At 62.4% G+C, this 14,227-nt stretch carries 15 protein-coding genes; all 15 read left to right on the forward strand.

The annotated features are described in order from the left end of the window. Positions 1–279 precede the first annotated feature (279 nt). The gene (locus GWE18_RS30605; RefSeq protein ID WP_275189448.1) at positions 280–1,989 is read left to right on the forward strand and encodes a ShlB/FhaC/HecB family hemolysin secretion/activation protein; all 1,710 of its coding nucleotides are present in this window, start codon (positions 280–282) and stop codon (positions 1,987–1,989) included. Between the two features lie 80 nt (positions 1,990–2,069). Then, entirely contained in the window at positions 2,070–4,028 is a 1,959-nt protein-coding gene (locus GWE18_RS30610; RefSeq protein ID WP_275189449.1) for a MotA/TolQ/ExbB proton channel family protein, read from the forward strand. A 5-nt stretch (positions 4,029–4,033) separates the two neighbouring features. After that, the gene (locus GWE18_RS30615; protein WP_057855747.1) at positions 4,034–4,438 is read left to right on the forward strand and encodes a biopolymer transporter ExbD; all 405 of its coding nucleotides are present in this window, start codon (positions 4,034–4,036) and stop codon (positions 4,436–4,438) included. Positions 4,439–4,445: 7 nt separating this feature from the next. Continuing rightward, positions 4,446–4,979, forward strand: coding sequence for a hypothetical protein (locus GWE18_RS30620; protein ID WP_275189450.1), 534 nt, complete (start codon positions 4,446–4,448; stop codon positions 4,977–4,979). Next, positions 4,976–5,740, forward strand: coding sequence for an energy transducer TonB (locus tag GWE18_RS30625; RefSeq protein WP_275189451.1), 765 nt, complete (start codon positions 4,976–4,978; stop codon positions 5,738–5,740). The genes GWE18_RS30620 and GWE18_RS30625 overlap by 4 nt, the downstream gene beginning before the upstream one ends. A gap of 55 nt (positions 5,741–5,795) precedes the next feature. Beyond that, positions 5,796–7,640, forward strand: a complete 1,845-nt coding sequence (locus GWE18_RS30630; protein ID WP_275189452.1) for a putative porin — start codon at positions 5,796–5,798, stop codon at positions 7,638–7,640. Positions 7,641–7,642: 2 nt separating this feature from the next. Then, the gene (locus tag GWE18_RS30635; protein WP_275189453.1) at positions 7,643–8,239 is read left to right on the forward strand and encodes a hypothetical protein; all 597 of its coding nucleotides are present in this window, start codon (positions 7,643–7,645) and stop codon (positions 8,237–8,239) included. Next, positions 8,236–9,276 carry a peptidylprolyl isomerase gene (locus GWE18_RS30640; protein WP_275189454.1) on the forward strand — a complete coding sequence of 347 codons (1,041 nt, stop codon included), beginning with the start codon at positions 8,236–8,238 and terminating at the stop codon, positions 9,274–9,276. The genes GWE18_RS30635 and GWE18_RS30640 overlap by 4 nt, the downstream gene beginning before the upstream one ends. 19 nt (positions 9,277–9,295) lie before the next feature. After that, a complete protein-coding gene (locus GWE18_RS30645; protein WP_057855721.1) occupies positions 9,296–9,811 on the forward strand; it encodes a YbjN domain-containing protein in 516 nt (171 codons plus the stop codon). A 59-nt stretch (positions 9,812–9,870) separates the two neighbouring features. Then, the gene (locus GWE18_RS30650) at positions 9,871–10,374 is read left to right on the forward strand and encodes a hypothetical protein (protein ID WP_275189455.1); all 504 of its coding nucleotides are present in this window, start codon (positions 9,871–9,873) and stop codon (positions 10,372–10,374) included. Between the two features lie 3 nt (positions 10,375–10,377). Continuing rightward, the gene (locus tag GWE18_RS30655; protein WP_275189456.1) at positions 10,378–11,190 is read left to right on the forward strand and encodes a transglycosylase SLT domain-containing protein; all 813 of its coding nucleotides are present in this window, start codon (positions 10,378–10,380) and stop codon (positions 11,188–11,190) included. Between the two features lie 12 nt (positions 11,191–11,202). Further along, positions 11,203–11,655 (forward strand): hypothetical protein, encoded by a 453-nt coding sequence (locus tag GWE18_RS30660; protein WP_275189457.1) that lies wholly within the window; start codon positions 11,203–11,205, stop codon positions 11,653–11,655. A gap of 139 nt (positions 11,656–11,794) precedes the next feature. After that, positions 11,795–12,457 (forward strand): STN domain-containing protein, encoded by a 663-nt coding sequence (locus GWE18_RS30665; RefSeq protein WP_275189458.1) that lies wholly within the window; start codon positions 11,795–11,797, stop codon positions 12,455–12,457. Between the two features lie 20 nt (positions 12,458–12,477). Continuing rightward, on the forward strand, positions 12,478–13,044 hold the full coding sequence (locus GWE18_RS30670) for a sigma-70 family RNA polymerase sigma factor (protein ID WP_275189459.1): 567 nt from the start codon (positions 12,478–12,480) through the stop codon (positions 13,042–13,044). A 248-nt stretch (positions 13,045–13,292) separates the two neighbouring features. Continuing rightward, positions 13,293–14,063 carry a FecR domain-containing protein gene (locus tag GWE18_RS30675; protein WP_275189460.1) on the forward strand — a complete coding sequence of 257 codons (771 nt, stop codon included), beginning with the start codon at positions 13,293–13,295 and terminating at the stop codon, positions 14,061–14,063. Positions 14,064–14,227 lie beyond the last annotated feature (164 nt).

Genomic DNA, 14,227 nt, shown 5'->3' on the forward strand with positions numbered 1-14,227 from the left:
TCGTAATCTCACTTCCTCACTTCGCCCGTCATCCGTCACTTTGGCCACCTTGGGCTTGCGATCCTGCGAATCAGCGGTGGTGATGCGCGCGAAAACAGTTTGCAAAAAAGCCGTTAATTTTTCCCCGGAGCGCCGCAAAGTTTTGCGGGTTAGGTCCCGGTCAGTCGTCTTTAGAGCGAGGGGGCGTGATCGCGGCATTCAGGCGCGGTTGCGATACTCGTTTGAGGAGGCGAGCGGGCATCCGTGCAAAGTGGAATTGATGATAAGCCGCGCCGGCGAATGCCGGCGGGCAGGGCGTTGCTTTGCCTGACGGCAGGCGCGGTGACCCTGGCAGGAGGGCTGGTTGCCGCCAATCCGGCCTGCGCGGCCAAGGCTGCGTCAGCCGAACGCGCGCCAAACGCGACCAGCTCCTCGTCAGCGGCCGAGCAGGCTTCGTCGCAAAAGCCGGTTGCTCCCGCACAGCGTTTCGACATCTACGATTTTGCCGTCCAGGGCGCCGAAACGCTCCCGCAGATCGAAATTGAAGAAGCCATCTATCCTTTCCTGGGCCCGAACAAGACCGCCGATGATGTCGAAAAGGCGCGGGCGGCGCTCGAGAAGGCCTATCACGACAAGGGCTATCAGACAGTCAGCGTTTCTGTTCCGCAGCAGAACGCCCTGGGCAAGATGATCACTCTCAAGGTGACGGAGCTGAAGGTTGGGCGCCTTCGGGTCAAGAACTCGCGCTATTTCCGGCTCGACAGGATTACGAGCAAGGCTGGGTCTCTCAAAGAGGGGACAGTTCCAAACTTCGGTGAAGTCACCAAGGACATCGTCGCGCTGAACCAGTGGCCCGACCGGCGCGTGACGCCGGCGCTACGGGCGGGCGTGACGCCCGGCACTGTCGATGTCGATCTGAATGTCGAGGACAAGGCTCCGCTGCACGCAAGCGTCGAGCTGAACAACCGTCAGTCTCCCAACACCACGGCGCTGCGCGTCAGCAGCACGGTGCACTATGACAACCTCTGGCAACTCGGCCACTCCCTGAGTTTCACCTACCAGGTAGCGCCGCAGCGCCCCGGCGACGCGGAAGTTTTTTCCGGCTCCTATCTTGCGCGCGTGCAGGACGTCGATTGGCTGAATGTCCTGTTCTATGCCGTGAAATCGAGCAGCGATGTCGCAACCGTCGGCGGCACCAACGTGATCGGGCCCGGACAGATTTTCGGCAGCCGCGCGGTGATAACGCTGCCGGCGAGAGAGAATTTCTTCCACACACTCTCGGCCGGTGTCGATTACAAGCATTTCGATCAGACCGTGAAGCTCGGCGGCGAGGGATTTTCCTCGCCGGTCACCTATTATCCGGTGGTCGCCAACTACAGCGCGACATTCCAGGGTGAGAAATCCACGACGCAGCTCAACGCCGGGGTCACCTACAATTTGCGCCCGTTGAGCGACGACTGGGTCACGTTCGACAACAAGCGGTACTACGCCTCGCCCAGCTTCACCCATCTCAACGTCGATGTGTCGCATACCCACGAACTGCCCGAAGGCTTCCAGCTCTACGGCAAGGTTCAGGGACAGGTCGCCGACGGTCCGCTGGTGTCGAGCGAGCAGTTCAGTGCCGGCGGCCTCGATACCGTGCGCGGCTATCTGGAGTCCGAGACGCTCGGCGACAACGGCGTGGTCGGCAACATCGAGCTGCGCAGTCCCAACATTGGTGAGCTGCTGCAGAAGCAGATGAAGGACGAGACCGGGCAGGGCCAGGCGCGTTTCACCATTTTCGACGAATGGCGCTTCTTCGGGTTCGCAGACGCCGGCACGGTCACCACCCTGAAACCGCTGCCTGAGCAGCAATCGAAGTTCGATGTGTGGAGCTACGGCGTCGGCGCCCGCTTCAAGATGTTCAACTACCTCAACGGCACGCTGGTCTATTCCGTGCCGATGGTGAGCCAAGCCTACACCGAAGCGCGAAATCCGCGCGTGAACTTCCGAATCTGGGGTGAATTCTGATGACTGTGCGATGGAATCATATCGGTTGCGCGGGGCAGTCTGCGCATCGGCGGTCGAGCGCGAACATTCTGGCGGGCCTGATGCTCGGGCTCGTCGCGATGCTGACGCTGCTGCCGTCGCCGGCCGCGGCGTGGTGGAACGACGAATGGCAATTGCGCAAGAAGATCACCATCGACGCCAGTGCGTCCGGCGCCAACATCACCGATCCGATCGGTACCGCGCCGGTCCTTGTTCGGCTGCATGTCGGGAATTTCCGTTTCAGCCACGCCAAGGATGACGGCAGCGATCTGCGCTTCGTCGCCGGCGATGACAAGACGCCGCTGAAGCATCACATCGAGAAATATGACTCGCTGCTCGGCGAGGCCCTGGTCTGGGTCGCCGTGCCGAGCCTGCAGCCCGGCGCCAAGACCGATATCTGGCTCTACTCCGGCAACAAGAAAGCGGTTGCGACCAGCGATCCGAAGGGCACCTACGATCCCGATACGCAACTGGTTTATCATTTCAACGAGCGTGGGACGCCGGCACTGGACTCGTCGGTCTGGGCCAACAATGCGCAGACTGTCGGCCAACCGGCGGACGGCTCCCTGATCGGAACGGGCTTGCGCCTGGATGGCCGTGCGCCGCTGACGCTACCGGCATCGCCATCGCTCGCCTTGAGCGACAGCGCAGCATTCACTTGGTCGGCCTGGATCAAGCCCAGCGCCATGCAGCCCAACGCGGCTTTGTACAGCCGCCGCGATGGCGCCAACTCTTTCGTTATCGGACTGGATAACGGCATTGTCTTTGCCGAGGTCACGAATGCGGGGACCGCGCAGCGCAGCGCCGCCGGGGCACCGGTCGCGCCGGGCGGCTGGCATCATGTCGCGGTGGTGGCCAATGGCGGTCAGGTCGCACTCTATCTCGACGGCGCGCCCTATGCATCGCTTGCCGCGACCTTGCCGGCACTTAACGCCATCGCGCTGATCGGCGGCGAGATGCCAGGTGCCGCTGCCGCCGCTCCTGCGGCGGCACCGTCCGCAGCCGAACAGACTCCAGCCCCGTCTGTGCCGGCTGCGGATGGCGGCACGGTGCCGGATGCTGCTGCCCCTGCATCCGAGGCCGCGCCGGCTTCAGCTCCCGTAGCTCCCGTCGCCGCAATGGCTGGCTTCGTTGGCGACATCGACGAATTGCAGATCGCGAAGATTGCCCGCCCTGCCGGCTTCATCAAGTTTGCAGCGATCGGGCAGGGGCCGGAGCAGGCCAAGCTCGTCGCCTTCAGCCTGGATGAAGAAACCGGAAGTTGGCTCTCCGGCTATTTCGCGGTGATCCTGAAGTCGGTGACGCTCGACGGCTGGATCGTCATCGGCATCCTGGTGATCATGGCCGCCGTCAGTTGGGTCGTGATGTACGATCGCGCCTCCTATCTGAACAAGCAGGCCAAGGCCAATGCTCACTTCATGAAGAGCTTTCGCGAGATCGCGTCCGATCTCACGATGCTCGACAGCGGCGATCCGGAAGATATCGCAAGCCTGGGCGGCCGCATGAACGAGTCCGATGCCAAGATCATGCGGGCCTCGTCCTTGTACCGGATCTATCACCTCGGAGCCTCGGAAATCCGCCACCGCTTCGCCGGGAACGGCAAGCGCCTGCCGGTTCTCTCTGCCACCTCGATCGCGGCGATCCGCGCGGCGCTCGACAGCGGCTATGTCAAGGAGAGCCAGCGGCTCAACCGGTTGATGGTGGTGCTGACGATTGCGATCTCCGGCGGACCGTTCCTCGGTCTGCTCGGCACCGTGGTCGGTGTCATGATCACGTTTGCCGCCATCGCGGCGAGCGGAGACGTCAATGTCAACGCCATCGCACCGGGTATTGCGGCGGCGCTGGTCGCAACCGTCGCCGGTCTTGGCGTCGCGATCCCGGCGTTGTTTGGCTACAACTACCTGATTTCCCGCATCAAGGACCTGACCAATGACATGCAGGTCTTCATCGACGAGTTCGTGACGAAGATGGCCGAGTTCTACTCGGCCGACCGGATCGAACACCGCGTCGCCGCGGAGTAACGGCGATGCAGATCCAGGACAGCGGTAAACCCTACGACGATATCAACATCACGCCGATGTTGGATCTCGCTTACGTGTTGCTGGTGATTTTCATCATCATGACGACGGCGACCGTGCAGGGCCAGAAGGTCAATCTGCCGAAGGCGTCGGCGGCGCCGAGCCTTGCGACACAGACGACCAAGGCGATTACCGTCGCCAATGACGGCAAGATCTTTCTCGACACCATACCGGTGACGCTGCCCGAGCTCGAACAGCGCCTGGTGCAGCAGAAGGCGCTTACGCCGGAGTTTCCGGTGGTGCTGCGCGGCGATGCACAGGCCCAGTATCAGAGCGTCATGGATGTGCTCGATCTCCTGGGGCGCGTGGGCCTGACGCAGGTTGGTCTCGCCACCAAGCCACTGGTGAAGTGACTGTTCGATGGGCACCGCCATGGACATGCGTGACGCCGCCAAGAATGGCCTCAGGAAGTTATGGTCCTGGCTCCACGACGCGTCATGGACGATCGGCCGGTATGCCAACGAAAGCCAGGTGTACCCGGCCGACGTGGCTGCCTCGCCGGCCGTCGCCGAGAACGAGCCACGTGCTGCCTCGCCGATCGCCAGGCATGACCATGCCGAGCAAAGCGGCGTCCTGCTCCAATTCCCGGTTCGCGGCGAGGCGCTGCTGGTCAGGCTCGCGGACCTCCTGCGCAGCCGCATTGCCGATCGCAGCCTCGAGCGCGATCCGCTGGTCCTGCTGATGTCGCGATGTCCGGGATCGCGATTGTCGATCGATCGATCTGCCTATGTCGAATTCCTGGCTGATCGATGCACGTATTACGTGGCGATCGAGGCACAGCCCGATACGAGGGTTACCGTGGAAACGGCGGATTTCGACACCGTCGTAAAATTCGTCGTGCAGTACGTGGCCGAACGGCTTTCGGAGAAGGTGCTCCTGGAGGCCGCGTCATGAACGTTCCCGTGAACGAGCAGGATCCCTCCGCCGCGCGCGATGCAAAAGGGCGGAGCCCTACCGAATATCGTCCGGTCGGCAAACACACTGCGTTGCTTCGTTATGGCGCAACGCTTGCGGCTCTCCTCAGCTTCGTTGGCGTTGCCATATTCTTCCTCCGTGGTCACGACGATATGCCGCCACCGCGGCTGGTGCGCGAACTGACCGTCGTCAACATCGTGCCGCCGCCTCCGCCTCCGCCGCCGCCACCTCAGCCCATGCCCGAGCAGAAGATGATCGAGCAGCCGAAGATGGCCGAGCCGGAATTCAAGGAAGAAAAGCCGGTCGACAAGCCAAAGGACGAACCGGTCAAGGACGCCAAGAACGATGAACCTCCGGGGCCGCTGTCGCTCGATGCGAAGGCGGTCGGTCCTGGCGATCTCTTCAATCTCGGCAGCAAGGTGGGCGGCAATCCTTACGGTGGTGGCGGAGGCGGCGGGAGCCGATGGGGTTGGTACAGCACGATCGTGACGGACCAGGCGACGGCTGCGCTGCGCGCCAATCCAAAGACCCGGAATATGGCGACGCAAATCCAGGTCCGGTTGTGGGCTGACGCGTCGGGACGCGTGACCCGGGTAATCATCTCGCCGTCGACCGGCGATGCAGAATTGGACGCCATTATCCGCGACGAGGTGCTCGGCAGGCTGATGCTGCGTGAGCCGCCGCCCAAAGACATGCCGATGCCGGTGGTCACGCGGGTGACCGCGCGACGGCCAAGCTGAAGCGGTTTGTAACGATTTGGTTGAGTGAAGAGACTGGTAGAGGACTGGGGAATCCATGTTTGAGAAGAAATCCGACGTACGCCGGCGCATGATGCCGCTAGCCGTATCGCTGTGCGCGCTCACCTGCACTGCTCCGGCTTTTGGCCAGGCCGCCTCGGATGAGGGGCTGGCACCGGCAAAAAGATCCGATTCGAAGCGATCCGGGGTGTCGCAAGCGAAACCGGTTTCGCCGAACGCCACGATCAACCTCGTGCACATGCTGGTGAAACAGGGCGTGCTGAAGGAAGAGCAGGCAGAGGCGCTGATCAAGCAGGCGAACGACGAGGCGTATGTGGCCCGCGAGGCGGCCAAGGGTGCCACTGCGAAAGCCGACGAGGCGGCGAAGGCCGCGAACGCAGCGACCGCAGCAGCATCGCCTCCCGGGACCCGGCACGTCACCTACGTGCCGGAGGTTGTCAAACGGCAGTTACGTGAAGAGATTAAACGGGAGGTCATGGACAGGGCACATAAGGAAAACTGGGCGTCGCCGGGCGCGTATCCCGAATGGGCCCAGCGGATTCGGTTTTCCGGCGATCTGCGTGCACGCTACCAGGGCAGCTTCTTTCCGACCGGAAACGATCAGCTTGATGCGATCAATTTCAACGCCATCAACACGGGTTCGCCCTACGACCTCAGCAGTAACAACTTCGCGCCGACCTACAACACCACCAAAGACCGTCACCAAACCCGACTACGCGCTCGCCTTGGTGCGGAGGCTGATATTTTCAACGGATTCTCCGCGGGCCTGCGCATCGCTACCGGGGAGAACAATTCGCCCGTCTCCACCAATCAAACGCTTGGCGCAAGCGGCGGCAATTTCTCCAAATACGCGCTCTGGCTCGATCGTGGTTATCTGAAGTACCAGGCGTGGAACAACGATGTGGCGGTTTCCGTCGGTCGCTTCGACAATCCGTTCTGGTCGCCGAGCGATCTCGTCTGGCACAGGGATCTCGGGTTCGATGGTGTCGCCGTGCAGGCCAAGTATCAGATCGCTGAGGGCGTCACGCCATTCGTCGTGGCCGGCGCGTTCCCGATCTACAACACCGACTTCAATATCGGCACCAACTTCGATGCGGCTACGGGCGGGGTAACCAAGTTTGCGAGCCGCGACAAATGGCTGTTCGGCGGTCAGGCCGGTGTTGCCACGCCGTTCGCTCCCGAATCAGCCTTCCGATTTGCGGTCGCATACTACGATTTCACCAATGTGCAGGGGCAACTCTCCAGTCCGTGCTCGGTGCTATCGGCGTCGGACCTGTGCAACACCGACCCGACCCGGCCGTCGTTCGCGCAGAAGGGCAATACCTATAAGCAGCTGCGCGACATCATTCGGGAAGCTTCGAACAATTTCGGAACGACCAATCAGTTCCAGTATTTTGGCCTGGTCAGCCAGTACCGGCCCGTCGTCGCCAGCGCACAGCTTGACCTTGGCCATTTCCATCCGGTGCACATCCTGCTCGACGGCGAGTATGTGTGGAATTCGGCATTTGATCGCAAGCTCATGAATGCGGATACGACCATCAACAACCGTGCGGGCACACCGGATGGTTCGATCGGTCCTTACAACGGCGGTAATCAGGGCTGGCTGGGCCGCGTCACCGTCGGCCACAAGCAAATCAAGCACCTCTGGGACTGGAATGTGCATGCCGGCTACAAGTACCTCGAATCGGACGCGACCATCGATGCCTTCGTCGACTCCGACTTTGGGCTCGGCGGCACCAATCTCAAGGGTTACTTCGTCGGCGGCAACGTCGGCCTCAGCGAGAATGTGTGGGCCAGCCTGCGATGGCTGAGCGCCAACAACATTGCAGGCGTGCCGTACGCCGTCGATGTCCTGCAAGTCGACCTGAACGCGAAGTTCTGATCATGCAGACCCGCATCCCACGTCTTGTGTTGCTTCTCGCTGCGGCAGCGTTCTGCGGCGAGGCGCGCGCCGATACCGAGCACGATCGCCTGCGCGAGGCATTGCGCAGCGCCACCATGCAGACCCGGCAACTGGAAGACCAGCGCGCTGCCTCGCAGGCGAAACTCGCCGAGGCTGAGAAGGAAAAAGCCGCCCTGAAGGCGCAGGTCGATGCCGCCAAGGCGGAAACGCGCATGCTCGAGAAGCAGCATCGCGAGGCGGTCGACGAATTCAACCAGCGTCTCACCGAGCGCGACGAGACGCTGGAAAAATGGAAGTCAGCGTACGAAGAGGCTGCCAATGTTGCGCGTGCCAAGGATGCCGAGCGAGCCAAGTTCGAAGGCGAGGCCGCGGCGTACAAGGCGAGCACCAAGAGCTGCCAGGCCAAGAACGTGCAGCTCATCAAGGACGGCAACGAAATCTTGAAGCGATACCGTAGCCTCACCGTGGGCGACGCGTTCGTGGCAAGCGAGCCGTTGACCGGCCTTGGTCGCGTCGATGCGCAGAATTTCCTCCAGGATATTACCGACAAGCTCCTCGACCAGAAGGCGACACAATGAACTTCCTGATCAGAACATCCCAACCCGTCCGCATTGCCGCCATGGCCGCGGCCATCGTCTGCCTGCCGATCGGAGCGCTCGCGCAGACAGCGCCAGCGCCTCAGCGCATGGCTCCGCCACCGGCCAAGCAGAAGCCGGCGCCTCAAGCGGCCGCATCCGAAGCGCCGGCCGTCCAGACGCCAGCGACCCAGGGATTCGCTTCCGTCAAGACGTCAGGCGGTAACGATGTCGTCGCGCGGGTCGGTAATGCCAACATCTCGGCTGAAGAGCTTCGTGCCTATGTCGGCGCGCTTGGAGCGCAGGATCAGGCGGCACTCGCTAAAGATCCCGCGCTGCTCAGCCAGACCGTGCGCATGCTGCTGGCCAACCGGCTGGTGCTGCAGGAGCTGACCGCAAAAAAATGGGATCAACAGCCGAATGTCGCGGCGCAGCTCGATCGGGTGCGGGAGAATGCGCTGGTCGAGATCTACCTGCAATCGGTCTCGGCGCCGCCGGCCGGCTTTCCAAGCGAGGAAGACCTGCAAAAAATCTACGATGCCAACCGCGGCGCATTGCTGGTGCCACGCCAGTTCCAGCTCGCGCAGATCTTTATCGCTTCGCCGAAAGATGCCGACAAGGCGACAGAGGATAAGGCGAAAAAGAATCTGGATGAGATCCTGGGAAAACTGAAAGCGCCGGGCGCCGATTTCGCCGCGATCGCGCGAGCCGCGAGCGAGTCAAAGGACGGGGGCGATCTCGGCTGGGTTGCGGAAAACCAGATCCGGCCGGAAATCAAGGCACAGGTGATGGGGCTGGCGAAAAATGGCGTATCAGAAGCTATCCGCCTCGATGACGGCTGGCACATCCTCAAGCTGCTCGATACCAAGGCCGCCTATACCCGCACACTCCCCGAAGTCCGCGAGCAGCTCGTGCAGCAGATACGTACCGAACGGGCAACCATGATGCGGCGCGCCTACCTCGCTGAACTGCTGAAGCGCCATCCGCCGATTCTGAATGAACTCGCACTGTCGAACCTGCTCGACAGTTCCCGTAAATAGCTCACCAGCGGAGTCCCCAATGTCCGACACCCAAATCGTCAAGCTCACTCTCGACAGTCTGCGCGATGTTCTCCAGCAGGTTGGCTATCGGGTTGAGGAAGTAACCGATCCGGTCGCAAATGTGCCGTATCTGCGGTCGGCAACCGGCGGACTTGCTTTCGACATCCGTCCGGGAAACCAGCTCGCGGACGAAGGTTTTGTCGATGTCGCGTTCACTGCGGTGCTTCAGGTCCAGGGCGAGCTTCCGCTCGCTCTGGTCAACCGCTGGAACGCGACGCGCCGCTTTGCGCGCCTGCAGCTTAGCCAGCCGTTCCTTGTCTTCTGTCTGGACGTCTCGGTGGCCGGCGGGGTAATGCCGAACCACCTTCGCGCGCAGATCGAAATCTGGGATCGTCTGGTGCAGGAGCTGATCGCGTATCTGCGCGACGAACTACGCCAGCTCTCTGCGACAAATGATGCAACCCCGCCCGTCGTACCGCAAGCACCCGAGCGCGATAGTGCGACCGAGGCGAGCGTGCCGGCCACTATCCAGTAATGCACATGGATCGTGATGCGAAGTCCGGGGCTGGCGCTTCCACGCGCGCTGAACGATACGTGACGCCGCCGATTGCCGTCGGCAAGCGTGTAAGCCGCGTGGCGTGGTGGAAGAGAGCATTCCACTCCGTGGCGGCGATGGCGGGCTTGATCGTTGCCGGCGCCGAGGCGAAGGCGTCGCCTGTCGCCGCGGCGAGCGGAGAATACCGATCCGCGACCGCGGTGCCGGAGGCGTGGCAGGTATTCGCAAGACAACTGCAGCAGAAGTTCGAACAGCAGCTTGCCGGCGACAGCGACGGGGCACGCCGTATCCAGGACTATCTGATGCGCCGCGGCGGAGAGGCAGATGCACCAGCTTTGAGGTTGGCGCTTCGCGCCTGGGTTCTGACCGATGGCAAAGTCAGCCGCGTTGAAGTCGACGGGATGGACGATGGCGGCGCGCGCGTCGAACTGCGCGCGTTGCTGATGGCTGGCGGCGTTGGCGCTCCGCCGCCGGAAATGCTTCAGCCCCTGCACCTGCGTCTTTCGCTTCGCGCGAAAGATCGGTCGCGGGAGGGAAAATAGCGGATGGCGGCCAGAAAGCGACTTCGATCGCCCTGCGCAGCGCGCGTTTGGCCATTAGTATCGACCGTTATCGCGCTCGGATTGCTCGTAATCGCCTTGCCGGGGTTCGCGAGCGCGGAAACCGTTTCGGCACTCACTTCGTTTGACGATCGTTTTGCCGCCGTCGAATCACCGGACCAGTTGCCGCAGGCGCGATCGGCCGCGCCAGCAGAGGCGCCGAAGGACCGCGCCGGCGATATCGCAAAACTGAGGGTGCCATCGAGGGCGCCCGACGGGCGTGCGCGCTATCGCGCCTTGATCGAAAAGGAAGCCGCGCAGGCCGGCCTGCCGCCGGAGGTCGCCGAGGCGGTGATGGCGGTGGAAAGCGGATACAATCCCGATGCCATCGGCGGCGTCGGCGAAATCGGCTTGATGCAGATATTGCCGTCGACGGCGACGATGCTCGGCTTCAGGGGTTCGCTTGCCGAGCTTGCAGTGCCCGAGACCAATATCCGCTACGGCGTGACCTATCTTGCGAAGGCGTGGCGTCTGGCCGGCGGCGATCTTTGCACGGCCGCCATGAAATATCGGGCCGGGCATGGCGAGACACGGTTTTCCGTTCTCTCCGTCAACTATTGTCACGCGGTGCGCGCAAAGCTGGCCGCGCGCGGCTTTAGCGTGACCGGCAGCGTTCCCGTCGCGACCTTCGGAGAGCCGGCCCGGGGCGGCGGCTGCGGTCGCAAATGCCTGGGCGTTTCGCGCATAGGCACCGTGAATATCGCAGCACTCAACACGCGGCTCAGTGCGCTCGTCGTGCAGGCGCGGGCAGGGCGGTAGGGGGCGATCTCGATGCGGCTGATCATGCTGTCGCTTGTTGCCGCGGTGGGTCTTGTCTCGCCAGGGCTGGCCGAAGAGCGCATCACGGTGCTTCCGGAAATCGTCATTGGCGGCGGCGCAGCGAATGCACCGGTCAAGCCCGAAGGACGCGCCACGGTCCGTCCTGAAATCGTTATTGGCGGTGGCGGAGGGAATACGCCGGTCAAGCCCGACAAATGCGTCGAGGTCGAAAGCGGATCAAGCAGGGCGATGGATTGTCTCAACCAGAAACTCAAGCGGGAGGTGGATCGTGTCAATCCGGTCATGAACCTCCCGCCGATCGATGCCCGCTCGCCGGACATCAAGACAGGCGTCGTGAACATCCCGGCTGTTCAGCAACAATACGGTCGGAATTTCGGCGTTTCGGTTGTGCCGTACCGGCCCGCGCCCCCGGTGTTCAGCGCGCCGGGGGGACTGCATCGATAGTAAGACCGATCCAGGGTCCCAGCGTCGAGCGATTTTCGGCGTGACACGTGAATGTAACACGCGCTCCGTAAGGTTCTCAGTCTGGACCATGATCGTCGTCTTGTGAATGTAAGGATGCGCTGTGATACCGGATGCGCTAGTGGCCGCGCAAAGCCGGAGCGTTCGGTTATGCCGTGCGCTGCTATTTGGAGTCGGACTGGCGCTGCCGGGTCACGATGCGGTTTCGCAGACACGAAGTCCGATCCAGTTCGCGATTGCCGCCCAGCCGCTTGCGGCCGCACTCGATACCTACAGCGTCATATCCGGCCTCGAACTTTACTACGATGGCGACCTGGCAGTTGGGCGGCGTTCCCACGCCGTGGAGGGGCGACTTGTACCGGAAGCCGCATTGCGGGAGTTGCTGACCGGAAGTGGTCTCGTTGCACGAGCGACCGGTCCCAACAGCTTTACCATCACACCTGGTCCTTCGCGCCTCGCCAGTGCAAGCCATCAGTCGTACTTTGCGACGATCCAGGCGCGGGTGTCGCAGGTATTGTGCGCGCATGCCGAAACCCGGCCAGGCAGCGCTGATCTTCTGCTTCAGTTGTGGATTGCGTCCACGGGAACGGTACAGCGCGCACAATTGCTCGATGCGCCGAGCGGTGACATGCGCGAGAATGCATTTGCCGCGGCGTTGCGCGGAGTGTCCATTGGCGCTGCGCCCCCCGCGGAGCTGCCGCAACCCATCACAATGGCGATTTTCGCGCGGACAAGCGGCGAGCCGACCGGCTGCGGCGGTGTTACGACAACGGCGGCGCGTTAGATGCACCGGATGCGTCGCCCATGAACAGTTCGAATCGCGACACGCTGCGGCGGTTCTTTTTGCTCGGCTATGACGAACTGCGGGCGCGATTGACGCGGCGTTTTGGATCTGTCGAGCTTGCCAGCGATGTGCTGCATGAGACTTGGCTGCGGCTTGAGAACGCAGCTCCAGCCGACGTCGTTCGCAGTCCAAGGAATTATCTGCTGCAAATGGCGGCGAATGTCGCCTTGAAGCGTCTGAGATCAGAGAACAGTTTTGTCACGCTCACGGATGCCAAATTGGCGATTGGCATCATCGACGATACGCCTGATCCCGAGTGCTCCGCGATGGCGCGTTCCGAGGTCGCAGCGCTTGCAAGGGCATTGTCGGAGTTGACGCCGCGCCGCCGCGATATCCTGCTGGCATCGCGCCTCGAGGGTGTTCAGCTTTGGGCGATAGCCGAGCGTTTCGGCGTCTCGCAGCGTCTTGTCGAGATTGAACTCAAACACGCACTCGCCCATTGCGCGTTGCGCGTTGGACGAAATGTCACAAGAAGATTCGGTCCCAGGCTGCCGAAAGGATCTCAGACCGACGGGGATCCCGACTGATGTGTTCTGCAAGACCGGGTTCTGACGACATTGGATATGCGATGGCTGGAGATATTCCCGAGCATCCAGCGGTTTTCCTGACAAGAATGGACCGTGAGGCGCACGATTGGGTGGTGCGTTTCGCTGTCTGCAATGCCAGCCCAGCCGATCTTGATGCTTTCAAGGAATGGTCGGCGCAGGCCGGTTATGCCGAGGCGTTCGCGCGTGCCTGCCGGCTTTGGGAGGCTGTCGGACCGGCAGCCGAGCACATGGCCGGCGCCGATGCTCCTGAACAGAAGGTCCAAATTGGGCGTCGCGCATTTATGGGCGGCGCGCTTGCTGCGTCCGCGGCCGCTATAGCTTACGTTGGCGCACGATCGCCGCTCGGCCTTTGGCCGTCATTGTCCGAGCTTGTGGCCGACTATCGGACCGCGCCCGGCGAGCAGCGCAGGATCGTGCTTGCCGGAGGTCCGTCGATTGAGCTGAATACCCGCACGAGCATCGCCCTCAAAGCCTCGTCTGATGGCGGCGCAGAACGTATAGAGCTGCTTGACGGCGAAGCGGCCATCGTTACGCGTCCCGAATTGCGTCGCGCCGTCGAGGTGATCGCTGGAGATGGCCGCGTCACCGCGACCGATGCTGCCTTCAATATGCGCTATGAACGCGACACCGTTTGCACGACGTGCATCGTGGGCGCGGTCGAGGTTGCCGTCGGGAAGCGCTCAGTCAATCTTCGTCCCGGCACGCAGGTCATGTACTCCGGCGGTGGGCTCGGTGCAGCTACGACGGTGGATGTTGGTGTCGTAACCGCCTGGAAAGACGGCATTCTGGTGTTTCGGTCGACGCCGCTGGCGGATGCCGTCGCGGAGATCAACCGCTATCGGTCCGGTCGGATCATCGTGACCAATGCCGCGCTCGGGCGTCGGTTGTTCAACGCGCGATTCCCGATTGCAAACGTCGATGGTGTTGTTGCCCAGATCCAGCAGGTTTTCGGTGCATCTGTCACAGCTCTGCCCGGCGGTATCGTGCTGCTGGGCTGATCGGGCGTGGCAAGTCGATATTCGAAGTACGGAAGAATGTAAGCGGGCTGAAACTGCAGAAGGTCAGGATTTTTTTTCGGTGCCGGCCTTCGAGAGGGATCTAAGCAGAGGTCGCGGCACCAGGACGGTGATTGCGATCGCTGCCATCCCTTGGTCCCCGCGCG

The organism is Bradyrhizobium sp. CSA112, from assembly GCF_029051645.1.
Lineage (GTDB): Bacteria > Pseudomonadota > Alphaproteobacteria > Rhizobiales > Xanthobacteraceae > Bradyrhizobium.